The organism is Variovorax humicola (genome assembly GCF_037889915.1).
Classification (GTDB): domain Bacteria; phylum Pseudomonadota; class Gammaproteobacteria; order Burkholderiales; family Burkholderiaceae_C; genus Variovorax; species Variovorax humicola.
Map to the genome: position 1 here is coordinate 59,543 of NZ_JBBKZV010000011.1, position 21,190 is coordinate 80,732.

Annotated in this window: 21 protein-coding genes; 12 read left to right on the forward strand and 9 right to left on the reverse strand. The window is 65.6% G+C overall.

Features of this window, described 5'->3' with window-relative positions:
- The first annotated feature begins 18 nt into the window (after nt 1-18).
- The 6 genes from WKW80_RS18545 (at nt 19) to WKW80_RS18570 (ending at nt 5,003) form a co-directional block, all read left to right on the forward strand.
- The gene (locus WKW80_RS18545) at nt 19-1,461 is read left to right on the forward strand and encodes a mannose-1-phosphate guanylyltransferase/mannose-6-phosphate isomerase (RefSeq protein WP_340365038.1); all 1,443 of its coding nucleotides are present in this window, start codon (nt 19-21) and stop codon (nt 1,459-1,461) included.
- On the forward strand, nt 1,458-2,582 hold the full coding sequence (gene gmd, locus WKW80_RS18550; protein WP_340365039.1) for a GDP-mannose 4,6-dehydratase: 1,125 nt from the start codon (nt 1,458-1,460) through the stop codon (nt 2,580-2,582). The genes WKW80_RS18545 and gmd overlap by 4 nt, the downstream gene beginning before the upstream one ends.
- 34 nt (nt 2,583-2,616) lie before the next feature.
- Nucleotides 2,617-3,084 (forward strand): phasin family protein, encoded by a 468-nt coding sequence (locus WKW80_RS18555; RefSeq protein WP_340365040.1) that lies wholly within the window; start codon nt 2,617-2,619, stop codon nt 3,082-3,084.
- A 109-nt stretch (nt 3,085-3,193) separates the two neighbouring features.
- Entirely contained in the window at nt 3,194-3,871 is a 678-nt protein-coding gene (locus WKW80_RS18560; RefSeq protein WP_340365041.1) for a TetR/AcrR family transcriptional regulator, read from the forward strand.
- 53 nt (nt 3,872-3,924) lie between these two features.
- Entirely contained in the window at nt 3,925-4,701 is a 777-nt protein-coding gene (locus tag WKW80_RS18565; RefSeq protein ID WP_340365152.1) for a tetratricopeptide repeat protein, read from the forward strand.
- Between the two features lie 47 nt (nt 4,702-4,748).
- Complete coding sequence (locus tag WKW80_RS18570; RefSeq protein ID WP_340365042.1) at nt 4,749-5,003, forward strand: acyl-CoA-binding protein; 255 nt, start codon at nt 4,749-4,751, stop codon at nt 5,001-5,003.
- 19 nt (nt 5,004-5,022) lie between these two features.
- Here WKW80_RS18570 and WKW80_RS18575 read toward each other — a convergent pair whose 3' ends face one another.
- From WKW80_RS18575 to WKW80_RS18590, 4 genes are all read right to left on the reverse strand, one after another.
- Nucleotides 5,023-6,267: a CaiB/BaiF CoA transferase family protein gene (locus WKW80_RS18575; RefSeq protein WP_340365043.1), complete on the reverse strand. Its 1,245-nt coding sequence runs from the start codon at nt 6,265-6,267 to the stop codon at nt 5,023-5,025.
- 149 nt (nt 6,268-6,416) lie between these two features.
- Nucleotides 6,417-6,722: a polyhydroxyalkanoic acid system family protein gene (locus WKW80_RS18580; RefSeq protein ID WP_340365044.1), complete on the reverse strand. Its 306-nt coding sequence runs from the start codon at nt 6,720-6,722 to the stop codon at nt 6,417-6,419.
- On the reverse strand, nt 6,715-7,827 hold the full coding sequence (locus tag WKW80_RS18585) for an aminopeptidase (protein ID WP_340365045.1): 1,113 nt from the start codon (nt 7,825-7,827) through the stop codon (nt 6,715-6,717). Before WKW80_RS18585 ends, WKW80_RS18580 begins: the two co-directional genes overlap by 8 nt.
- Nucleotides 7,824-9,899: a molybdopterin-containing oxidoreductase family protein gene (locus WKW80_RS18590; protein ID WP_340365046.1), complete on the reverse strand. Its 2,076-nt coding sequence runs from the start codon at nt 9,897-9,899 to the stop codon at nt 7,824-7,826. The genes WKW80_RS18585 and WKW80_RS18590 overlap by 4 nt, the downstream gene beginning before the upstream one ends.
- 52 nt (nt 9,900-9,951) lie before the next feature.
- Here WKW80_RS18590 and WKW80_RS18595 point away from each other — a divergent pair, with 52 nt between their 5' ends.
- Complete coding sequence (locus WKW80_RS18595) at nt 9,952-11,076, forward strand: ABC transporter substrate-binding protein (RefSeq protein ID WP_340365047.1); 1,125 nt, start codon at nt 9,952-9,954, stop codon at nt 11,074-11,076.
- A gap of 339 nt (nt 11,077-11,415) precedes the next feature.
- On the opposite strand, the gene WKW80_RS18600 is transcribed toward WKW80_RS18595, so the two are convergent.
- The 3 genes from WKW80_RS18600 to WKW80_RS18610 all read right to left on the reverse strand — a co-directional run bounded on the left by WKW80_RS18600 (nt 11,416) and on the right by WKW80_RS18610 (nt 14,965).
- Nucleotides 11,416-12,513, reverse strand: a complete 1,098-nt coding sequence (locus WKW80_RS18600; protein WP_340365048.1) for a M14 family metallopeptidase — start codon at nt 12,511-12,513, stop codon at nt 11,416-11,418.
- Complete coding sequence (locus WKW80_RS18605; RefSeq protein WP_340365049.1) at nt 12,510-13,712, reverse strand: M20 aminoacylase family protein; 1,203 nt, start codon at nt 13,710-13,712, stop codon at nt 12,510-12,512. The genes WKW80_RS18600 and WKW80_RS18605 overlap by 4 nt, the downstream gene beginning before the upstream one ends.
- A 77-nt stretch (nt 13,713-13,789) precedes the next feature.
- Nucleotides 13,790-14,965 (reverse strand): glycerophosphodiester phosphodiesterase, encoded by a 1,176-nt coding sequence (locus WKW80_RS18610; protein ID WP_340365153.1) that lies wholly within the window; start codon nt 14,963-14,965, stop codon nt 13,790-13,792.
- 241 nt (nt 14,966-15,206) lie between these two features.
- Here WKW80_RS18610 and argE point away from each other — a divergent pair, with 241 nt between their 5' ends.
- The 3 genes from argE to WKW80_RS18625 all read left to right on the forward strand — a co-directional run bounded on the left by argE (nt 15,207) and on the right by WKW80_RS18625 (nt 18,101).
- Nucleotides 15,207-16,418, forward strand: a complete 1,212-nt coding sequence (gene argE / locus WKW80_RS18615; RefSeq protein ID WP_340365050.1) for an acetylornithine deacetylase — start codon at nt 15,207-15,209, stop codon at nt 16,416-16,418.
- Entirely contained in the window at nt 16,419-17,657 is a 1,239-nt protein-coding gene (locus tag WKW80_RS18620; protein ID WP_340365051.1) for a DUF445 domain-containing protein, read from the forward strand.
- 96 nt (nt 17,658-17,753) lie between these two features.
- A complete protein-coding gene (locus WKW80_RS18625) occupies nt 17,754-18,101 on the forward strand; it encodes a hypothetical protein (protein WP_340365052.1) in 348 nt (115 codons plus the stop codon).
- Between the two features lie 195 nt (nt 18,102-18,296).
- Here the strand turns inward: WKW80_RS18625 and WKW80_RS18630 are convergent, their stop codons facing one another.
- Nucleotides 18,297-19,070, reverse strand: a complete 774-nt coding sequence (locus WKW80_RS18630; protein WP_340365053.1) for a type III pantothenate kinase — start codon at nt 19,068-19,070, stop codon at nt 18,297-18,299.
- A gap of 48 nt (nt 19,071-19,118) precedes the next feature.
- Here WKW80_RS18630 and WKW80_RS18635 point away from each other — a divergent pair, with 48 nt between their 5' ends.
- Nucleotides 19,119-20,096, forward strand: a complete 978-nt coding sequence (locus WKW80_RS18635) for a zinc-binding dehydrogenase (RefSeq protein ID WP_340365054.1) — start codon at nt 19,119-19,121, stop codon at nt 20,094-20,096.
- Between the two features lie 111 nt (nt 20,097-20,207).
- On the opposite strand, the gene WKW80_RS18640 is transcribed toward WKW80_RS18635, so the two are convergent.
- Nucleotides 20,208-20,660, reverse strand: coding sequence for a rhodanese-like domain-containing protein (locus WKW80_RS18640; protein ID WP_340365055.1), 453 nt, complete (start codon nt 20,658-20,660; stop codon nt 20,208-20,210).
- 98 nt (nt 20,661-20,758) lie between these two features.
- Here WKW80_RS18640 and WKW80_RS18645 point away from each other — a divergent pair, with 98 nt between their 5' ends.
- Complete coding sequence (locus WKW80_RS18645; RefSeq protein ID WP_340365056.1) at nt 20,759-21,187, forward strand: CopG family transcriptional regulator; 429 nt, start codon at nt 20,759-20,761, stop codon at nt 21,185-21,187.
- Nucleotides 21,188-21,190 lie beyond the last annotated feature (3 nt).

A 21,190-nucleotide genomic window follows, 5' to 3' on the forward strand; every position in this document is an offset into this window, starting at 1 on the left:
AACCGGGCGCATATCACCATGACCGCATCGATACACCCCGTGGTCCTGTGCGGGGGCAGCGGCACCCGCCTGTGGCCGCTGTCCCGGAAGGCCTTGCCCAAGCAGTTTGCGCCGCTGGTCGACGGCAAGAGCCTGCTCCAGTTGAGCCTGGCCCGCCTTTCCCAGTGGGGCACGCCGGTGACCTGCATCGGTGCCGAAGACCATCGCTTCCTTCTGCAGGAATCCATGGAATCGATTGGCATCCCGGGCCGCCAGATCCTGGAGCCGCTGGCGCGGGGTACCGCAGCAGCGGTCGCGGTGGCGGCGCTACTTGCGGCGCCCGACGATATCCTGCTGCTGGCGCCGGCCGACCATCACATTCCCGACACCGAACTCTTTGGCCGGACGGTCGCACAAGGCCTTGACGCAGCGGCTGCCGGGTACCTCGTCACCTTCGGCGTCACGCCAACCTTTCCAAGCACCGGCTATGGCTACATCGAACCGGGGGAGAGCCTGGCGGACAAGGCCGGAATTGCGTCGGGCCACCTGGTCGCCCACTTTCACGAGAAGCCGAATCTGATCGAAGCCCAACGCATGCTCCTGCAAGGCGGCATGCTCTGGAATTCGGGGATCCTGCTGGCCCAGGCCCAGGCGCTCATCGATGCGCTCGAAACCTGGGCCCCCGACATTTTGGCCACTTGCCGCCGGGCCACGGCCGATTGCAAGCTCGATGGCAGCTTCCTGCGGATTGACCGTGCAGCCTTCGAATCCTGCCGCAGCGAGAGCATCGACTACGCCGTGCTCGAGAAACACAGCAAGACAGCCGTGGTTCCGTTCTCCGGCGCATGGAGCGACGTGGGAAGCTGGGGCGCCGTCGCCGCCATGCACGAATCCGACAAGGACGGCAACCGGCTCAGCGGCAAGGCGACGGTACTCGACGCGCGCAATACCTTCGTGCATGCGCCCCTGCGGCCGGTCGTTGCGCTCGGGACTGAAGACCTGGTCATCGTCGACACGCAGGACGCGGTGTTGGTCGCGCACGTCGATTCTCTCGAGCAAGTCAAGGAAGTTGTCGGACTGCTGACGAGGTCCGGCCATGCCGAGGCCACCGAGCACCGCCGCGTGGCCCGGCCATGGGGCGCCTTTGACAGCATCGATTCGGGCGAACGCTTCCAGGTCAAGCGCCTGACCGTGAAGCCGGGCGCCAAGCTGTCCTTGCAAATGCACTATCACCGCGCCGAACACTGGGTCGTCGTCAAGGGCACCGCACTCGTCACGCGTGATGACGAAACCACGCTGCTGCGCGAAAACGAGTCGGTCTACATCCCGCTGGGCGTGGTCCACCGACTCGAGAATCCCGGCAAGACCATGCTGGAAGTGATCGAAGTCCAGTCCGGCAGCTACCTTGGAGAAGACGACATCGTCCGCTTCGACGACACCTACGGCCGCGTCACGCAAATGAAGAAAGTCAGCGCTACATGACAGTCAAGAAGGCGCTCATTACGGGCATCACCGGGCAAGACGGTTCATATCTCGCAGAATTCCTGCTCGAAAAGGGGTACGAAGTACACGGCCTCAAACGCAGAGCCTCGTCGTTCAACACGCAACGCATCGACCACCTGTACCAGGACCCGCACGCGGCCGATCGCACGCTCCATCTGCATTACGGCGACCTGACGGATACCAGCAACCTGACGCGGATCGTGCAACAGGTGCAGCCGGACGAGATCTACAACCTTGGTGCGCAAAGCCACGTGGCCGTGAGTTTCGAGGCCCCCGAATACACGGCCGACGTGGACGCGATCGGCACGCTGCGCTTGCTCGAGGCCATCCGGTTGCTCGGGCTGCAGGACAAGACCCGCTTCTACCAGGCCAGCACCAGCGAGTTGTACGGCCTGGTCCAGGAGATTCCGCAGCGCGAATCGACGCCGTTCTATCCGCGCAGCCCCTACGGTGTAGCCAAGCTGTATGCCTACTGGATCACCAAGAACTACCGGGAGGCGTACGGCATGTACGCATGCAACGGGATTCTTTTCAACCATGAGAGCGAGCGACGCGGCGAGACCTTCGTGACCCGGAAGATCACGCGCGGCCTCTGCAACATCGCGCAAGGCCTTGAAGGCCAGCTCTTCATGGGCAACCTCAGCGCGCTGCGCGACTGGGGGCATGCGAAGGACTATGTCCGCATGCAATGGATGATGCTGCAGCAGGCCGCAGCCAAGGACTACGTCATCGCCACCGGCGTGCAATACAGCGTGCGCGATTTCATTCGCATCGCTGCTTCCGAATTGGGAATCACGCTCGACTTCGTCGGCAACGGCGTCGAGGAGAAGGCCGTGGTGCGCGAAATCTGCGGCGACGCGGCACCGGCCCTGAAGCAAGGCGATGTGCTCGTTTCGATCGATCCCGCATATTTCCGGCCAGCCGAGGTCGAAACCCTGCTCGGCGATGCCACGATGGCGAAGGAGGATCTCGGCTGGATTCCTGAAATTTCGTTGCACGAGATGGTCAAATCGATGGTCGCCGCCGATCTGGCGACGGCGCGTCAGCATGCCCTGCTCAGGAAGCATGGCTATGCGGTGTCTGTCGGCAAGGAGAGTTGAGTCGGCGACATTTTTTGAACCAAGGAGTTGCACGATGGCAAAGCGAGGCATGCAAGGTGACGACGACGGTGCCAAGGGCGCCGACAGCATCAAGGACTCTGCCCAGCAAATCTGGCTGGCCGGCCTCGGCGCCTTCGCCAAGGCCCAACAGGAGGGCGCCAAGGCGTTCGAGGCGCTTGTGAAGGACGGCTCGGGCCTGCAGAAGAAAACCCAGCAGGCCGCCGAGGAAACTCTGGCACAGGCGCAAAGCCGCATGGCCGGATTTGCCAGCGAATTCGGTGCCAAGGCGGTTGGCCAGTGGGGCAAGCTCGAGAACATCTTCGAAGACCGCGTTGCGCGCGCGCTCGAAAAGCTCGGCATGCCCTCCGCCACCGAACTGACTGCGCTCAAGGCGCGCGTGGAAGCACTGGAGGCCGAGTTGGCCAGCCGCAAGGCGCCACCCGCGGCTGGGAAAAAAGTCGTGCGCCGGCGCGTCGGCCGGGGTGGTGCCGCCGAACGCTGAACGCCAGCTGAAGCCCGGCGTGCGCGCCCGCGTTTCAACACGTTGCCCGCGGCGCATGTGCCGCGGTTTGCGCTAGAGTCCGCCAGAGACTAATACCGGGGCTACGTTCATGGCCAAGAAGGCGCCACGCCGCACCGCGCAACGCATCCTCGAGGCATCGCTCGACCTGTTCAACCGTTTCGGCGAGCCGAACGTATCGACAACGCTCGTCGCGGCCGAACTCAACATCAGCCCCGGCAACCTGTACTACCACTACCCGGCCAAGGACGCGCTGATCAACCGGCTGTACGAGGACTACGAAGTCGAACTGAACGAGTTGCTGCATGCCAGTGAAGGCGTGAACGATGTGGAGGACGCCTGGTTCTTCATGCACAGCCTGTTTGAATTGATCTGGCGCTATCGCTTCCTGTACCGGGACCTGAACGACCTGTTGAGCAAGAACCGGCTGCTCGAGACGCGCTTCCAGCTCGTGCTCGAAAACAAGGCGCGTGCCATTCGCGCGCTGCTGGCCGGAATGGCGCGTGCAGGCCACCTGGAGATCGACCTGCGCGAGGTCGAGGCGCTGTCGCGGAGCATGGTCGTGGTGCTGACGTACTGGCTCAGCTACGAATACGTGCGCAATCCGCGCGAGGCACTCGAGCCGACCCATGCCCAGGCGGCATTGTTGCGCGGCGGCCAGCACACGCTGCACTTGCTGGCGCCCTACCTGGTCCCTGTGCAGCGAAACTACCTTCTGACTTTGAGCGATGCCTATGCCACCGACGAAGATGAGGCCGTAACAGCTTGACCACTCCCTCCGCCAACACCCGGGCGCAACCGCTGCTGACGCCCGCAGGGCCCATGGCGCGGCCATGGACGCCGTTGCCGTACAGCGATGTCGCGCGCTTCGATGCCGGCAACCTGCACCTGCACTGGGCGCGGCTGCATGCTGGCCAGGGTTTGCAACCGCCCGTGCCGGGACCGCTGGCCGAGGGCTGGGCGCTGTACCACAGCGGTGATTTCGAGCGTGCAACCGCCCTGGGCCTGGCGCACGGGCAGGAGGGCCATACGTTGGCGAACCAGGCCATGGCCATCTATGCCAACTACGTGGAGCCGCGCGAAGGCATCCGGCTGGCCTTGTTCCGCGAAGTCGCCGATCGTGCCGCGATCCAGTTGGCGCACGAGCCCGACAACTGCCAGGCGCTCTATTGGCAGGCTTACGCGCTGGGCCGCTACAGCCAGGGCATCAGCGTCGCGCGGGCGCTGGCCCAGGGCTTGGGCAGCAAGATCAAGCACATGCTGGAGCGCGTGATCGAACTGCAACCCGAGCACGCGGACGCGCACATCTCGCTGGGCGTCTTTCACGCGGAAGTCATCGACAAGGTCGGGCCGCTCGTCGCGCGCATGACGTACGGCGTGCGCGCCGATGCCGCCCTCCAGCTGTTCGAGCGCGGCCTGGAACTGCATCCCGAATCGGCCATGGCGCTGATGGAATACGCCCGCGGACTGCTCATGCTGGAAGGCGACAGCCAACTGTCCGAGGCCACCCGGCTCTATGAGAAGGCCGCGGCGATCCGGCCGATCGATGCGCGCGAGCGGCTGGAAGTGGAGTTGGCCCGCGCAGGTCTTGGCGACTGACGGCACCGCGCTGCAGAACGGTGCGGCACGCTGAGACAATGCGCTGCATGACCGACCTCCAGACCCGCTTCGAAGCCGCCCAGGCCAATTCCAAACTTCTCGCCGAACGCCCCGACAATCCGACCCTGCTGAAAATCTACGGCTTGTTCAAGCAGGCCACCGTCGGCGACAACACGGAGAAGAAGCCCGCTTTCAGCGACTTCGTGGCCCGCGCCAAGTGGGACGCATGGACTGCCAGGAAAGGCATGAGCGCGGACGACGCGAGGCAGGGCTACATCGACCTGATCGAGTCGCTGCGCTGAGCAAGCGGCCGATCCGCCGTCAACCGACGATGCCGCGTGACCGCAAGGTCGCGATCTGGTCGTCGTTCAGTCCCATCTCACGCAGCACTGCGTCGGAGTCTTCGCCCAACGCCGGCGCAGCGCGGCGATGGCTGGCCGGCGTCAGCGACAGCTTCGGCACGAAGCCCGGCAGCATGAGCGTGCTGCCATCGGCCTGCCGTGCCGGCTGCAGCATGCCGCGCGCGGCGTAGTGCGGATCGGCTGCAATGTCGGCCACCGTGTAGATGCGGCCGGCCGGCACCTGTGCTGCCTCGAGTGAAGCCAGCACCGCGGACACGGTTCGCGAAGCGGCCCAGTCGCCGATCGCCGCGTCGATCTTCTCCACCTGTGCCACGCGACCCGCGTTGCTCGCAAGCGCCGGATCGGCGGCGAGGTCGGCGCGGCCGATGCACTGCATCAGGCGGCGGAAGATGCTGTCTCCGTTGCCGGCCACGATGGCATAGCCGTCGCTGCAGCGGTAGGCATTGGTGGGTGCGATGCCGGGCAACGCGCTTCCGGCCGCCTCTCGCACCGCGCCGAACGCGCTGTATTCGGGCAGCAGGCTTTCCATGCAGTTGAATACGGCCTCGTAGAGCGCCACGTCGATGACCTGGCCTCGGCCCTTCGGAACCTCGGCGCTGGTCGTGGCGTGGCGATGCTGCAATGCCAGCAGCACGCCGATCACGCCGTGCAACGAGGCCAGCGTGTCGCCGATCGACACGCCCACGCGAACCGGCACCCGGCCCGGCTCACCCGTCAGGTGGCGCAGGCCGCCCATGGCTTCGGCCACCACGCCGAAGCCGGGTCGATCGCGGTATGGACCGGTCTGTCCATAGCCGCTGATGCGCAGCATGACCAGGGACGGATTCAGCGCATGCAGCACCTCCGGGCCGAGGCCCCAGCCCTCCATCGCGCCGGGCCTGAAGTTCTCGACCAGCACGTCGGCCTCGGTCGCGAGCTGCCGCACGATGGCTTGCGCCTCCGGCTCGCGCAGGTCCAGCGCCAGCGAGCGCTTGTTGCGCGATTGCGCCTGCCACCAGACGGAGGTACCGTCCTTCAGCATGCGCCATTGGCGCAGAGGGTCGCCGGTACCGGGCGGTTCGATCTTGACGACTTCGGCGCCGAAATCGGCCAGCGTGCGGGCGGCGAACGGCCCGGCGATGAGTTGGCCCAACTCGACCACGCGCAGCCCCGCCAGGGGGCCGGCGGCCGGCGCGTCGATGGACGATGAGTCAGTGCTTTGCATGGGTCGAGTGTGCGGAATGTGCGGGAGGCCGGCGATCGTCCCCGCACTTGCCGGAACAACGCGCTGGCATGCAGAGGCCACCGAGGGAGGGCACCGGCATGCTGCAAACGAGAAAAAGGCTCGACGACGGCTACATCGCGGCGCGACTTTCAGCCCGACTTGTCGGCCTTGCCCAGCAGGTCGTCGAGGTTGCGCGTGACGTGTTCCTTGATCTGCTTCGCGTAAGACTCCATCAGGAAGCCCAGCGTCATGCGCAGCGTGAAGTTGTCCTCGGTCACGCGCAGCGTGCCTTCCGCGCCTGGGCGCGAGAACTTGGCGAGGTCGCTGACCCAGCCTTCGGAATACTTGCAGTCCATGCCGTATTCGCTCTCGACCAACTCGAGCCAACCTCGCGCAACCTCGCGGGCACGCTCGATGCCCAGGGTGTGATTGCGTTCTATGTGGATATCAGACACCAGGCTTTCCGTTCTCGTGAGTCATGTTTTTCAAGGCCGCTTCCCGCTGGACTTTTGGCAGGGCGGCAAGTTTCGCGGCTGCCGCATGGAAGCGCCGCCAGTCGCGGCCCTCGCGTTCGTACAGCGCCTCGAATGCCGGTACAAGGTCATCGTAAACCGCTTGCGCGCCGAATATCGCATTATTGGCGCGCGCAACCCAGCGATCGTAGGCACCTTGCTGAGGACCGCTCCAGCCGGCTCGCAACGCAGCGTATTGCGCGCGGAAATTGTCCATCACGACCTTCTTCTCCGCGCCCACCGCCTGCCAGTCGTGGGCCTCGGCTTCGCTGGAGTCATAGAGTTCCTCCAGTTGCCGGCGCGTGTCCAGCGTGAGTTGGCGAAACTGCCGGCGGCGCTGGTCGAACTGCGCGTATTCGAGGCGCGCTGCCTCGCTGGCCTGGGTGGCAAGCCAGAGTGCGCCGCCGATGCGTTCCACCGCCGTGGCATAGGACTCGTTGAAGGCGGTGTCGCCAGGCACGTAGAGCACCTGGTGGGCCAGTTCGTGGAATATGAGGCGGGCCAGTTCACCCTCGGGGTAGCCGATGAAGGTGGACAGCAGCGGGTCGCCGCCGGCCCAGTTGAGCCAGCCCAGCGTCGAGTAGGCCGGCACCGGATACACCCCGGTCTCGAAGCCTTCCGCACGCTGGGCTTCGGCCTCCGCGATCGCATCGGCGTCGCTGTAGTAGCCCCGGTAGCCGACGCAGCCCGCCACCGGGAAGCACCAGGTCTTGAGCTTGAGCGAGTACGGCGGCGCGGCCACCACGTTCCACACGGCAGTGGGCCGATGCAGGTCGGCGTATTCGGTGTAGCTCGCGTTGTCGGGCAGGCCGAGTTCCGTCACGGCAAAACGGCGCATGCGCTGGGTGAGGGCCAGCTTGTCGCGCAGTGCGGCCGGCGTGGCCGGGTCGGCGAGCAACTGCGGCACCGGCCTGGCGGCACGCATCAGGTTGAGGTGGCCACTGGCCGACTGCCAGTAGTAACCCAGATTGCTGCAACCCGAGAGCGACAGCAAAGTGCCGGACGTCACGGCCAGCAGCAGCCATGCGGCCTTGTGGCGGGGCGTCATGATGCGGCGGTGCTCCTGCTGCCGTCGAGCTCGACCTGCACCAGGCAATCGTAGAAGGTCGGGCCGCGGCCGATGTCGGTGAGGCGCTGGCTGGTGAGCTGGTTCACGTTGGTGCCGTCCAGGCCGAGCTTGCGCCACCAGATGCCAAGGCCATGCACCACGCCGGCCCGCGCGCGGCGCGAGACCTCGGCGCGGCAGCGGTACTCGCCGCGCGAGTTGAAGACGCGCACCGTCGCACCGTCCTCGATGCCGCGCACGGCCGCGTCGTCGGCGTGAATCTCGAGCAGCGGCTCGCCTTCGATCGCGCGCAGGCTGCGCACGTTGACGAAGCTCGAATTGAGGAAGTTGCGCGCCGGCGGCGAGATCATCGCCAACGGAAACTCGCGCGAGCTGCCGGCGGGCTCGTAGTTGGGCACATGGTCGGGCAGGCCGTCCTGCCCCGTCGCGGCGAGCCGCTCGCTGAAGAATTCGCACCGGCCCGATGGTGTCGGAAAGCCGCCGTTCGCGAACGGCGCCTCGGGCAGTTTCAGGCTGGTGAAACCTTGTGTCTCCAGCTCGTCGAAGTCGATCACCCCGGGCGCGAAGGCTTGCCTGCACAGCGTTTCATCGTCATCGGCAAAGCAGGGTTCGGTGAAACCCATGCGGCGCGCCAGCTCCCGGAAAACCCAGGCGTTGCTGCGCGCCTCGCCGCGCGGCGCCACGGCCGGACGGTTGAGCAGCACATCGGTGTGGCCGTAGCTGGTGTGGATGTCCCAGTGCTCGAGTTGCGTGGTGGCGGGCAGCACATAGTCGGCGTAGTCGGCGGTGTCGGTCTGGAACTGCTCGAGCACCACGGTGAACAGGTCTTCACGCGCGAAGCCGGCGGCCACCTTGCTCGAGTCGGGTGCAATGGCGAGAGGGTTGCTGTTGTAGACCACGACCACGTCGACCGGGTTGACGGTGTCGAGCAAGGCGTCGCCGATCGTGGTCATGTTGATGGTGCGGGGCGTGCGGCCCGCAAGCAGGTCGGGCCGCTGCAGCGCGGCCCGATCGACCGGGAAGAAACCCGACGCGCTCAGCAGCACGCCACCGGCGCGATGGCGCCAGGCGCCCGTCAGCGCCGGCAGGCAGGCGATGGCGCGCGCCGCATTGCCGCCTCCGCGCACACGCTGCATGCCGTAGTTCATGCGGATGGCGGCCGGCGTGGTGGTGCCATAGGCCTGCGCCAGCGCGACGATCTGCGCCTCGGGCACGCCACACACCGCAGCGGCCCGCGACGGCGGCCACTGCAGCGCGCGTTTGCGCAGTTGCGCCCAGCCCAGCGTGTGGTTGGCGATGTAGTCGAGGTCGAGCCAGTCGTGCACGATCAGTTCGTGCATCAGCGCAAGCGCGAGGGCGGCATCGGTTCCCGGCAGCAAGGCGATGTGCTCGTCGCATTTGTCCGCGGTCTCGGTCCTGCGCGGGTCGATGCAGATGAGCCGCGCGCCGTTGCGCTTGGCCGCTTGCGCATGCCGCCAGAAGTGCAGGTTGCTGCCGATCGAGTTGCTACCCCAGATCAGGATCAGCTTCGATTCCGCAAAGAATTCGACCCGCATTCCGACCTTGCCGCCCAAAGTAAAACTTAATGCCTCTCCCCCTGCGGTCGAGCAGATGGTGCGGTCCAGAAACGATGCGCCGAGCTTGTTGAAAAAACGACGGTCCATCGATTCGCCCTGCACCAACCCCATTGTTCCGGCGTAGCTATAAGGCAAAATAGTTTCTAATTGTTTCACCTGTTTCAGCCGCTCGGAGATCGCGTCGAGCGCCTCATCCCAGGAGACCGGCAGGAACTGGCCGGAGCCTTTGGGTCCGGTTCGGCGCAGCGGGGTCGTGAGGCGCTCGGGATGGTCGTTGCGTTCGATATAGCGCGAGACCTTGGTGCACAGGACGCCGGCGGTGTGGCGGTGATCCGGGTTGCCCTGCAGCTTGACGGCGACGCCTTCCTGCACGGTGGTGACGAGCGCGCAGGTGTCGGGGCAGTCGTGCGGGCAAGCGCCTCGCACGACGGCGGTGGCGACGAGGGGTTTTTGAGTAGGCACCGGGGCAGCAAGCATCGGGCAAGTCTAGTTAGTTGTGCACGCACCTTGCGGGCAAAGGGGTTCCCGGATGTTGAATCGCAGACAGTTTTCAATTGCGGCAGCCGGCGCGGCGGCGCTCGGCAACTTCCAGATCGCGCGTGCCCAGAGCGAGACGCCGGTGGTGCTGGGCCAGTCGGCCCCTTTCACGGGTCCGGCGGCCCAGTTGGGCATCCAGTTCTACCAGGGCGCCAAGTTGTACCTGGACATCTTCAACGCCCAGCCCGGCCGCGACGTGGAGTTGCGCTTCCTGGACGACGGCTACGAGCCCGACCGCACGATGCTCAACACACGCAAGCTGATCGACGACGACGTGTTCGCGCTGTTCGGCTACATCGGCACGCCGACCAGCCTGGCTGCGTTGCCGATGGCGGTGAAGGACAAGGTACCGTTCGTCGCGCCATTCACGGGCGCCATGGCCTTGCGCGAACCGTTCCAGAAAAACGTGTTCCACCTGCGCGCGTCGTACAACGACGAGACGGCGCTGATCGTGCGGCAGCTGACGTACCTAGGCCTGAAGAAGATCGCGGTTTTCTATCAGAACGACGCGTACGGCAAGGCCGGGCTCGACGGCGTGTCGCTGGCGCTGGGGCATCAGGAGTTGAAGCCGCTGGCGCTGGGAACGGTGGAACGCAATTCGGTGGAGGTGGCGGCGGCCGTGAAGACGATCGTCGCTGCAAAGCCGGACGCGATCGTGCAGATCGGCGCCTACAAGGCCTGCGCGGCATTCATTCGGCAGGCGCGCAAGGCAGGCTATGGCGGCACGTTTTTCAACGTGTCGTTCGTGGGGACGCAGGCGTTGGCGGACGAACTGGGAAAGGAAGGCGCGGGCGTCGCGGTGTCGCAGGTCGTACCCTCCCCCTACAACCCGGCCAACGGAATCACGCGCGAGTTCACCGAGGCGGTGCGAAAGAGCGGTGGCAACACCAAGGCCAACTTCTCGAGCATGGAAGGCTACCTGGCGGCCAAGGTGCTGACGGAGGGCTTGAAGCGCACCAGCGGCAAGCCGACGCGCGAAGGACTGATCGCCGGCCTGGAGAGCATCGAGCGCCAGCAATTCGAGGGTTTCGATGTGTCGTTCTCGGCAAAGAACCACGTCGCTTCGAAGTTTGTGGAACTGTCGATGATTACCGGGGATGGTCGGATCCGGACCTAGGAATTAAACACCCCCGAAGCGCCTGCGGCGCCTCCCCCTCAAGGGGGCGCACCCAGCGGCCCGGCAAAGCCGGTTCCGCGGGCGCCCACGAACAGACTTCGCCGTGCTCGTCCTGGTCTCCTGCGTCCAGGTCACGCAATTGCGTGGTGGAAAGCTGAAATGAAACACCCCCGATGCGCCTGCGGCGCCTCCGCCTCCAGTCCCCTCGAGGGGCGCACCCAGCGGCCCGGCAAAGCCGGTTCCGCGGGTGCCCACGAACAGGCTTCGCCGTGCTCGTCCTGGTCTCATGCGTCCAGGTCACGCGATTGCGTGGTGGAAAGCTGATATGACGACCGGTCCTCAACCAGAAGTCAATCCATCCACAGCCTGGAACATCGCCTGCCGCGCCTGGCTGATGACCTGGCCCTTCCAGGCGTCGGTGTCGGTATAGAAGGCTTCCATCATCCGTGCGTGGATCGCGTCGGCCAAATCCGGCGCGGCGTCGGGATGGGCATGCAGCCAGTGATCCGCACGCAGCGCGCCCATCACATCGAGCAACGGCACGGTGCCATACTCCAGCGCGATCGACGTGAACTCGGCTTGCGGACACTCCTCGTAGACCGCCTCCATCATCAGGCCGGTGAGGAAGGCCGAGGTCGAGGATCCGTCATAGATCGAAGTGACCGGAGCCTTCTCCGTGCCCCACCAGGCATTGGCGCGGGCGTAGGCGGCCTTGTCGTCCCGGCAGGCGAAGATGCGCTCGCCGATTCCGTTCGGGCCCAGGCCCGTGTGCAGGTCGATCCATGCGAGCTTTCGGGCCTTCTGCGCCTGTGAGCGCAGCACCTGGCGGAAGGTGCTGTTGCTCCAGGTCGGGGCCTTGCCGCCGAAGAACAAGCCGTCGTCGAACTGGTACTGGCCGCCACTGATCGCGAGTTGGTAGGCCGGAAGGCCGTTCTTCTCGATCCACGCGCCGATGCCGGCCTCGATCCTTGGCGATGGCGGCCACGCTTCGGGCAACAGCAGCGCATGCAACTTCGCATAGCCCTCGTTCTTCGGCAACGGCCGCGTGAAGTCGACGAAGTTTCGGTTCAGGTCCACGTTCTCCTGCGTCACCCGCCGACCGTGCGAGAAACCGTGAGGATTGAGCGCATGCACGTAAAGCACCGCGACACCGGCCTTGCCGGCCTTCTCGCGCCACTCGGTGTCGTTCAATGCGAAGGTCTGCACGCCGCTGCCGCAATGGCCTTCGATGCCGTGGCAGGCGCTGCTGACGATCAGCAAATGCGTCGCCTCGGGCGAACCATCGAGCGCGACGTCCATCGACAAGTCTTCGCCGTTGCGGCCCTTGAGCGGATGCGGATGCGCATCGACCTTGAGGCCCGCGGCAACGCAGCCCTGCAGGAACTTCTGGCGCGCTTCGGCGTATGTCGGGGAAAAGGCTTCGGCGACCCCGATCATGCCGAGACACCACCCGGCTTCAGGAACTGCTCCGCCAGGCTCACCCAGCACGTCGCCCCGAGCGGGATCAGTTCATCGTTGAAGTCATAGCTTGCGTTGTGCAGCGTGCACGGTCCGCCGCCATGGTGCACGGCACGGTGCGAACCGTCACCGTTGCCGATGAAGGCATAGGCGCCGGGCCTGGCTTGCAACATGAAGGAGAAGTCTTCGGCGGTCATCGCCGGGTCTTGAAGGAGCACGTTGTCCTCGCCGACGATCCCGGCCATCACGCGACGGGCGAAGTTGGCTTCGTCAGGCGTGTTGATGGTGGGCGGGTAGTTGCGGATGAACTCGAAGTCGCATTCCGCGTTGTGCGCCGCGCACAGGCCTTCGGCGATCTGCTTCATGCGCGACTCGATGAGGTCGAGGACTTCCAGCGTGAAGGTGCGCACGGTGCCGCGCAACTCGGCCGTGTTCGGGATCACGTTGACCGCCTCGCCGGCATGGAACATCGATACCGAAATCACGCCCGCGTCGGTCGGCTTCTTGTTGCGCGTGAGGATGGTCTGGAAGGCTTGCACCATCTCGCAGCCGATCGGCACCGGGTCGATGCCGGTGTGCGGCAAGGCTGCATGGCCGCCCTTGCCGCGGATGACGATGCGGAACTCGTTGCTCGATGCCATGACAGGGCCGGGGCTGACCGCGAACTGGCCGGCTTCCATGCCGGGCCAGTTGTGCATTCCGAACACGGCCTCCATCGGAAACTGCTGGAACAGTCCTTCCTTGATCATCTCGCGCGCGCCGCCACCACCCTCTTCCGCCGGCTGGAAGATCAGGTACACGGTGCCGTCGAAGTTACGGTTTTTCGCGAGGTGTTGCGCCGCTGCAAGCAGCATCGCGGTGTGGCCGTCGTGGCCGCACGCGTGCATCTTGCCGTGGTGCTGGCTGGCGTGCGCGAAGGTGTTGAGTTCGGTCACGGGCAGCGCGTCCATGTCGGCGCGCAGGCCAACGGCACGCTCGCTGGTGCCGTTCTTCACGATTCCGACGACGCCGGTGGTGCCGAGGCCACGATGAATCGGAATGCCCCATTCGGTGAGCTTGGCCGCGACCACGTCGGCCGTGCGCACTTCATGAAAGCAGAGTTCGGGATGGGCATGCAGGTCGCGTCGAACCGCGGCGATGCCGGCCGCCTGGGTGACGAGGGAATCGATGAGTTTCATGATGGATGCAGTCTAGGCTTTGCGGTGAATGCCCGCAAAGCCTTGCTCCATTTACGCGGCGACGCCTCGCCGCGCGTTCAGCGGCCGGTTTCCTTCAGCCAGGCCGCGCGAGCCGCCAGCGCCGTGTCGGTGAAGTCGGTGAATACGCCGTCCACGCCGAGCCGGTAGTAAGCGAGGTATTCATTCTTCGGGTCGCCCTTGTAGTCGCTGGCGAGGCGACGGCTCTCGTTGCGGAAAGTGAAGGGATGGACGAACAAGCCGGCCTTGTGCGCATCGGCCACCAGCGTCGTGGGCGCGATCGAAGTGGAATCGGCATCGTTGAGCTTGCCGTCGCCGTTGATGTCGACCTGCTTGCCGTCGGCGCCGATGGTGCCCTTCGTGCTGATGATGAAGCGCTTCCACGGGCCGATGCCGTCGGCGTAGGTCGCGATCTCGGCCAGGCCGGCCGGCGTCACCATCGCATCGAAGTTGCGCTTGTCGCCGGCCTTGGTCCATTCGTAGGGGCGGTCGGACGGCACCGCGAAAGTCACGGCGCCGGTCTTCGGGTCGATGCCGTCGCCATCGATGAGCTGGATCAGCTTCGTCTTCAGTCCCTTGCTCTTCATGTACTTGAGGCTGCCCGGCTCGAAGGACTGCACGAACACCGGTGCCGCCTTGCTGTTGAGGCCGGCCTTGTCGAGCATGGCGATGAGCTTGTCTTCCATCGGCAGGCCGAGGTCGCGGAACCAGGTCGGGTTCTTGGTTTCCGGATAGATCGCGATGGGGCGGCCGGTTTCCTTCTGCTTCGCGGCGGCCAGGTCGATGATCTCCTGGAAGGTCGGGATCTTGTAGCGGCCGTTGAACTGCTGCGGGCGCTCGGGGTCGGTCGAGATCGCGCCGAGCGTCTTGATCTCGGCCAGCGTGAAGTCCTGGCTGAACCAGCCGGTCTGGGTTTCGCCGTCGACCTGCATCGTCTTCCTGCGCGAGGCGAACTCGGGCTTGCTGGCGACGTTGGTGTTGATGGCCAGGTTTGGATCGTGCCGCGTGATGAGCACGCCGTCCTTCGTCATGACGAGGTCCATCTCGATGACGTCCGCGCCGAGTTCGATGGCGCGGGTGTACGCCTCGATGGTTTCCTCGGGGATGTAGCCGGAGGCACCGCGGTGCGCCACCACCAGTGGCGCACGGCCGTCGAGCGTGAGCAGGGGCTTGGGGCCTGTGCTGGGCATGGTGCAGGCGCCGAGTGCGGCCAGCGCTGCGGCTGACAGGACCATCGACACCGGGCGCGAGACGACAAGACCGGATGGGAATGCGCGCATGGTTTCGTTCCTTCTCTCTCCGTTGAAAACCGCCAGCCTAACCGCCCGATGTGTCAGCACCCGTACAACATGCCGGCCCATGTGCGACCACCGATCTGCCCATGCCAGATTCTTTCGTGGCACGCCTCCTCCAGGTTTGGGATGACATTGACTGCCTCCTTCGACGCGCCGCACGCGCTTCCGGGAGAATAAACCCATGTCACACGTTCTCTCCAGTCGAAGCCTGAACATCGCGCAAGCCCTGGTTCGGATGAACACGGTCAGCAGCAAAAGCAATCTCGAACTGATCGACTTCATTCGCGACCACCTGGCCGGCATCGGCGTGCGCAGCCGAATCACGCGCAATGCCGACCGCAACAAGGCCAACCTGTTTGCCACGCTGGGCGCGGGCAAGCCGGCGGGCGTGATCATTTCGGGTCACACCGATACGGTGCCTTGGGACGGTCAGAACTGGAGCGTCGACCCGCTCTCGGCCATCGTGCAAGCCTGGCCCGACGGCGAGGCCGCCGATGGCGAAGTCGAACACGCGGTGCCGCGCCTCTATGGCCGCGGCTCGGCCGACATGAAGAGCTTCATTGCCATCGCGCTTGCGAATGCCGAGCGCTTCGTGGAAAGCGCTTCACCCTTCGCAGTGCACTTTGCGTTCAGCTACGACGAGGAGGTCGGCTGCTTCGGCGTGAAGGAATTGATCGCCGACATGAAGGACGCCGGCATCAAGCCGCTGGCCTGCATCGTCGGCGAGCCGACCGGCATGGTGCCGGCCATCGCGCACAAGGGCGTATACCGCTACAAATGCTGCGTGCGCGGCAAGGAGGCGCATTCGTCGTTGACGCCGAACTCGGTCAATGCCATCGAGATGGGCGCCCGCGTGATCGGCAAGCTGCGCGACATGGCGGAAGGCTTCGAGCTGCACGAAGCGCGCTACGAAGGCTTCGATGTGCCCTACAGCACGGCCAGCGTGGGCCAGTTCCATGGCGGCATGGCCGATAACGTGGTGCCGCGCGATGCCGAGTTTCGCTACGAGTTTCGCAACCTGCCGACGGCGGACGCGCAAGAAATGCAGAAAGAGGTGCTGGCCTTTGCCGCGAAGACCGAGATGTCGATGAAGAAGGTCGCGCCCGAGGCCGGCTTCACCTTCGAGACGATTTGCGAAGTTCCGAGCTTCCTGGGTTCGGCCAACGACGCGGTCACGCGCCTGGCGCAACGCCTGTCGGGCGAATCGCGCGTGACGCAGATCGCGTTCGGCAGCGAGGCCGGTATCTTCAAGAACGCCGGCATCCCGACCGTCGTGTGCGGGCCCGGCAGCATCCATCAGGCGCACCAGCCCGACGAGTTCGTGACGTTGGACCAATTGGCCCGCTGCGAACTGTTCCTTCAGGGCCTGGCAAGCACCAAGACGATCGGATAGATGAAGCGCGTCGCGCTGGCCTTGTTGTGTGGCGCTGCGCTGCTCTATGCGCTGTCCAGTGCGATGGGCGCGCGCTACCCCGATGCGGGATGGGGCGCGTGGGGCTACGTCGCGGCCTTCGCCGAAGCGGCGATGGTCGGTGCCATTGCCGACTGGTTCGCGGTGGTCGCGCTGTTTCGCCATCCGCTCGGACTGCCGATACCGCACACGGCCATCATTCCCAGCAACAAGGACCGCATCGGCGCCAAGCTGGCCGGCTTCATCTGCAACAACTTCCTCGGCACGGAACAGGTGCTGGCCAAACTGCGCGAGTTCGACGCGGCCGGCCGGCTGGCCGAGTGGATGGCCCGGCCCGAAAGCGCCGACAAGCTCGGCGAATGGGGTGTGCTGGCCACGCGCTATGGGCTGACTGCGTTCGACGACGCCCGCGTACGCGAATTCCTCGGCCGCATGGCCACGGCAGGGCTGGCCCAGATCGACATCGCGCGCGCCGCCGGCCAGGCCCTTGAAGCATTGACCGCGGGCGGCCGCCATCAGGTATTGCTGAACGATGCGCTGGCCCAGATTGCCGAACTGCTCGAGGGTGAGACCGCGCAGGCGCAGATCACCGAGGCGATCGCGCGCGAGGTGAAGACGCTGCGCTACGTCGGCCTCGACCAGGTGGCCGCGCGGCTCGGCACGAAGAAAGTGGTGTCTGCCGTCGCCACCAGCCTGGCCGAGATCGCCGCCGAACCGGACCACCCGCTGCGCGCCCGATTCGACAGCGCCATGGCGGGATTCATCGCGCGCCTGCAACTCGATCCGGCATTCCGGCAACGCGGCGAGGAGATCCGTGCCGAGCTGATGTCGCACCCAGCACTCGGCGACTACCTGCACGGCCTATGGGACGAATTGCTCGCCTGGCTGCACGACGACCTCAGCCACCCCGACTCCAGCATCGGGCGCCGCATCGCCCGGCTGACGGCCGCGCTAGGCACGCGCCTGCAGGCCGACGCCGAGTTTCGCCGCTGGATCAACGAGCAGATCGAAGCCGCCGCGCCGCTCGCCATCGAGCGCTACAGGGAGGACATCCGCCTCTACATCATCGAACGCGTCGGACAATGGAACGCGAACGAGATGACCAACGAACTGGAACGCCACATCGGCCGCGACCTGCAATTCATCCGCGTCAACGGCACGCTCGTTGGCGGGCTCGTCGGGTTGGTCATCCATGCCGTGACGCACTGGGTACGCGGCTGAGCTCGCCGGCGCCCGGTGGGAAAAAGCATACTTTCGGACAGCTTGCACACACTAAGATACATGTGTATCTTCATGTATCCGAGAAAGGCTGGTGCCATGGACCTGGATTTTCATGTTCAGAAGATCGACGCGCTCACGCCCCGAGCCGCCAAGATCGCCCTGCGAATGCTGGACGGCGACCCGCGCATTCCCACCGAATGGGTCGTGACCTTGCGCCCCGCCCTGGTTGGCCGGAGCACGGCGTCGGAGGCGTTCAGAAGCACCGACTGGATGACGATGGCCGCCATCGAAAAACCCGCGATCCGGCGATTTGCGGAGCTCTTCGAAAGCCGTGAGCAGCGCCACGCCCGGCTCTGGGTGATGAGCCTGCGCCAGGCTTCGCAGCACGTGAACAACTCTCGCGCTGTGGATATCGATACCGCCAACGGTTCGCTGGCGAATTGATATAGACACCCCCGAAGCGCGCCTGCGGCGCTTCCCCCTCAAGGGGGCGCACCCAGCGGCCCGGCGAAGCCGGTTCCGCGGGTGCCCCACGAAACAGACTTCGCCTTGCTCCATGGTTTCATGCGTTGCGGGTCGCGTGACCGCCTGGTGAAAATGAGGCGCAGGCCGCAACGTTGAGACGGTTCCGCGGCAGACTCAATTCGTGAGCATCCGCTCCTGTGCAATCACCAGCAGCCCGTCCATGATCAGGCTCTCGACCAGTTCGAACGGCGACACCATCGAGGGCGCCATCTTCCAGCCAGCCCCGCCTGCCATGTAGCGCACCGGCTCAGCGCCGCAATGCTTGCGCACATGTTCGACCATGCGCTCCACCGCACCGGCAATCGCGTACGTGCCACCGCTTGTGAGCGCGTCGCTCGTGTTGGTCGGAAAGGCGGTGACTTCGCCCGTGGGCACATGCAAGCCCGCGGTGCCCGACTCCAGCGCCTTCAGCATGATCCCGTGCCCCGGCAGGATCAGCCCGCCCAGGAACCTGCCGTTGGAATCGATCGCCTCGACCGTCACGGCCGTGCCGATCAGCACCACTACCATCGGCCGCGCAGGCCCGTCGCTCAGCATGCGATGCCTCGCGCCGATCATCGCCACCCAGCGGTCGGCGCCGAGGCGCGTCGGATGGTCGTAGCCATTGATGATCCCGGCCTCTGCCGAACTCGATACCACCCACCGGGCGGCGCAATCGAAGCGTTCGTGGATCTGCTCCTCGGCGCGTCGCCGAAGCTGGTCGCCGGCCACCACGCAGCCCAGCATCGAGCCAGGCTCGGGCAACTCGGACCATGCCCCTTCCGCGAGGCTTTCGATGTGGTCGAGGAATTCGGCCCCGTGCCCCAGCAGGTTGGCGCCGGGACGCGGCGCATCGTACATGGCCCACTTGAGGCGCGTGTTGCCGATGTCGATGGCGAGAAAGGTCATGCGCGGCATTATGCTGACGCGTCTTGATTCACACAGGGGCAAGCCTCCATGCGCAGCGTCATCATTGAAGAATTCGGCCCTCCAGAAGAGGTGCTGAGACTCGGCGAACGTCCCCTGCCCGAGCCCGGCCCCGGCCAGGTGCGCGTGCGCATGACCATGTCGCCGATCCACAACCACGACCTGGCGATCGTGCGGGGCGTCTATGGCTACAAGCCGCCGCTGCCGGCCGTGCCGGGCACCGAGGCCGTCGGCATCGTCGACGCGCTCGGCGACGGCGTCGTCTCGCCCTCCAAGGGGCAGCGCGTGATGATGGCCGGCGCCAGCGCCACCTGGGCCGAGTTCTTCCTCGCACCCGCGGCCAAGCTCATCGCCGTGCCCGATGCACTGCCCGACGAGGCGGCCTGCCAGCTCATCGCGATGCCGCTGAGCGCCGCGATGCTGCTCGAAGACTTGCAAATGAAGGCCGGCGATTGGATGGTGCAGAACACCGCCAACGGCGCCGTCGGCAAGACCCTGGCCGGGCTCGCGACGGCGCGCGGTATCCACGTGGTGAATCTGGTGCGACGCGATGCGGGCGTGGCTGAACTGGAGGCGCTCGGCATTGCCAACGCCGTCTCCACGGAGAAGCCGGGTTGGGAAGAGCGCGTGAAGTCCCTCACCGGCGGCGCGCCGGTCGTGCGCGCGATCGACTCGATTGGCGGCGACGCGGCCAACCAGATCGCCAATGTGATGGCGGTCGGCGGCACGCTGGTGTCGTTCGGCGCGATGTCGGGCAAGCCGCTGGTCATCGGGGCCGACAACCTGATCTTCAAGCAGGCCACGGTCAAGGGCTTCTGGGGCGCGAAGCGCAGCGAAAGCACCTCGCCGGCCGAACTGGGGCGGCTGATCGGCGAATTGATGAAGGCGGTGGCGACCGGCGCGCTGAAGCTCCCCGTGGAAGCCGCATTCGACATTGCCCGCGCAGCCGAAGCCGCCGCTGCGAGCGACGTGCCGGGCCGCGCCGGGAAGATCGTGCTGACGGCCTGAGCCGGCGCCATTCATTGCTCCATGACGCTGGAGCGTCTTGCGGGTGCGCCCCCTTGAAGGACTAAAGGGGGAGGCGTCGCAGGCGCCTCAGGGGAGTTTCGTGCCCCGGTCCTAGTTCTGCTTCCACGGCAGCCCGCGAAAGCGCCAGCCGCCAGTGTGCCCGCGCTGGCCGTGCTCATCGGGGTTGCCTTCGAATCCTTCGAGGATGTTGTAAGCCTCGAAGCCCAACTCGGTCGCGCGTTTCGCAGCCGAGATGGAGCGCACGCCGCTACGGCACAGCATGACGGCCTTGCGTCCCTGCGGCACCGCCGCGCGCAGGCCTTCATCGAAGTCGGCGTTGGCCACCATGCCCGGCCATTGCTTCCAGGCCAGTCCCACGCTGCCGGGCACAAAGCCAACCCATTCGCGCTCCGCGTCGCTGCGAACGTCGACAAGCACCGCCTGCCCGCTCGCCACCCATCGGGCGGCCAGCATCGGGCTGATATCGCCCGCGTAGCCCGAGGCGGGCTGGACCGCATCGGCGGGCGCGGAAGTTGCGGGAAAGGTGGAAGCGGGGCTGGTCATGGCCAAATTCTGCCACTCCCGAAATGAAGCGTGAGTGACATGGGTTACATCCATACGCCATCCATGCACCATCTACACGGATGGCGTATGATGTCCTCATGCCCTCCTCCAGCCTTTCCACGCAGGCGCGCGCCAAGCAGCCCGGCGAGTCCGAAAAAATCACGATCAACCTTGGCTATATCGACCTTGGCCAGGTCGACCTGCTGGTGTCCGAGGGCTTCTATTCGAATCGCACCGATTTCATCCGGACCGCCATCCGCAATCAGCTCGCCACGCATGGCGATGCGGTGAAGCAGGTGGTGGCGCGCAAGACGCTGGTGCTCGGACTGCAAAGCTTCGGCGTGGCGGAACTCGAGGCGGCACGAGCGGCCGGCCAGAAACTGGACATCCGCGTGCTGGGGCTGGCGAGCATCGCGTCCGATGTCTCAGTCGAACTGGCGCTGGCCACCATTCAATCGATCACCGTGCTTGGTGCGCTGCAGGCCAGTCCTGCCGTGAAGGCCGCATTGGCCAGCCGAATTCACTGAACA

Excerpts from the sequence above, each read along its gene's own strand:
- WKW80_RS18620 (WP_340365051.1), top strand. The coding sequence starts at position 16,419 with ATGAAGCGCGTCGCGCTGGCCTTGTTGTGTGGCGCTGCGCTGCTCTAT.
- argE (WP_340365050.1), top strand. The coding sequence starts at position 15,207 with ATGTCACACGTTCTCTCCAGTCGAAGCCTGAACATCGCGCAAGCCCTG.
- WKW80_RS18585 (WP_340365045.1), bottom strand. The coding sequence starts at position 7,827 with ATGACGCCCCGCCACAAGGCCGCATGGCTGCTGCTGGCCGTGACGTCC.
- WKW80_RS18600 (WP_340365048.1), bottom strand. The coding sequence starts at position 12,513 with ATGATCGGGGTCGCCGAAGCCTTTTCCCCGACATACGCCGAAGCGCGC.
- gmd (WP_340365039.1), top strand. The coding sequence starts at position 1,458 with ATGACAGTCAAGAAGGCGCTCATTACGGGCATCACCGGGCAAGACGGT.
- WKW80_RS18590 (WP_340365046.1), bottom strand. The coding sequence starts at position 9,899 with ATGCTTGCTGCCCCGGTGCCTACTCAAAAACCCCTCGTCGCCACCGCC.
- WKW80_RS18635 (WP_340365054.1), top strand. The coding sequence starts at position 19,119 with ATGCGCAGCGTCATCATTGAAGAATTCGGCCCTCCAGAAGAGGTGCTG.
- WKW80_RS18570 (WP_340365042.1), top strand. The coding sequence starts at position 4,749 with ATGACCGACCTCCAGACCCGCTTCGAAGCCGCCCAGGCCAATTCCAAA.
- WKW80_RS18575 (WP_340365043.1), bottom strand. The coding sequence starts at position 6,267 with ATGCAAAGCACTGACTCATCGTCCATCGACGCGCCGGCCGCCGGCCCC.
- WKW80_RS18640 (WP_340365055.1), bottom strand. The coding sequence starts at position 20,660 with ATGACCAGCCCCGCTTCCACCTTTCCCGCAACTTCCGCGCCCGCCGAT.
- WKW80_RS18595 (WP_340365047.1), top strand. The coding sequence starts at position 9,952 with ATGTTGAATCGCAGACAGTTTTCAATTGCGGCAGCCGGCGCGGCGGCG.
- WKW80_RS18605 (WP_340365049.1), bottom strand. The coding sequence starts at position 13,712 with ATGAAACTCATCGATTCCCTCGTCACCCAGGCGGCCGGCATCGCCGCG.
- WKW80_RS18645 (WP_340365056.1), top strand. The coding sequence starts at position 20,759 with ATGCCCTCCTCCAGCCTTTCCACGCAGGCGCGCGCCAAGCAGCCCGGC.
- WKW80_RS18610 (WP_340365153.1), bottom strand. The coding sequence starts at position 14,965 with ATGGTCCTGTCAGCCGCAGCGCTGGCCGCACTCGGCGCCTGCACCATG.
- WKW80_RS18630 (WP_340365053.1), bottom strand. The coding sequence starts at position 19,070 with ATGACCTTTCTCGCCATCGACATCGGCAACACGCGCCTCAAGTGGGCC.
- WKW80_RS18560 (WP_340365041.1), top strand. The coding sequence starts at position 3,194 with ATGGCCAAGAAGGCGCCACGCCGCACCGCGCAACGCATCCTCGAGGCA.
- WKW80_RS18555 (WP_340365040.1), top strand. The coding sequence starts at position 2,617 with ATGGCAAAGCGAGGCATGCAAGGTGACGACGACGGTGCCAAGGGCGCC.
- WKW80_RS18625 (WP_340365052.1), top strand. The coding sequence starts at position 17,754 with ATGGACCTGGATTTTCATGTTCAGAAGATCGACGCGCTCACGCCCCGA.
- WKW80_RS18565 (WP_340365152.1), top strand. The coding sequence starts at position 3,925 with ATGGCGCGGCCATGGACGCCGTTGCCGTACAGCGATGTCGCGCGCTTC.
- WKW80_RS18545 (WP_340365038.1), top strand. The coding sequence starts at position 19 with ATGACCGCATCGATACACCCCGTGGTCCTGTGCGGGGGCAGCGGCACC.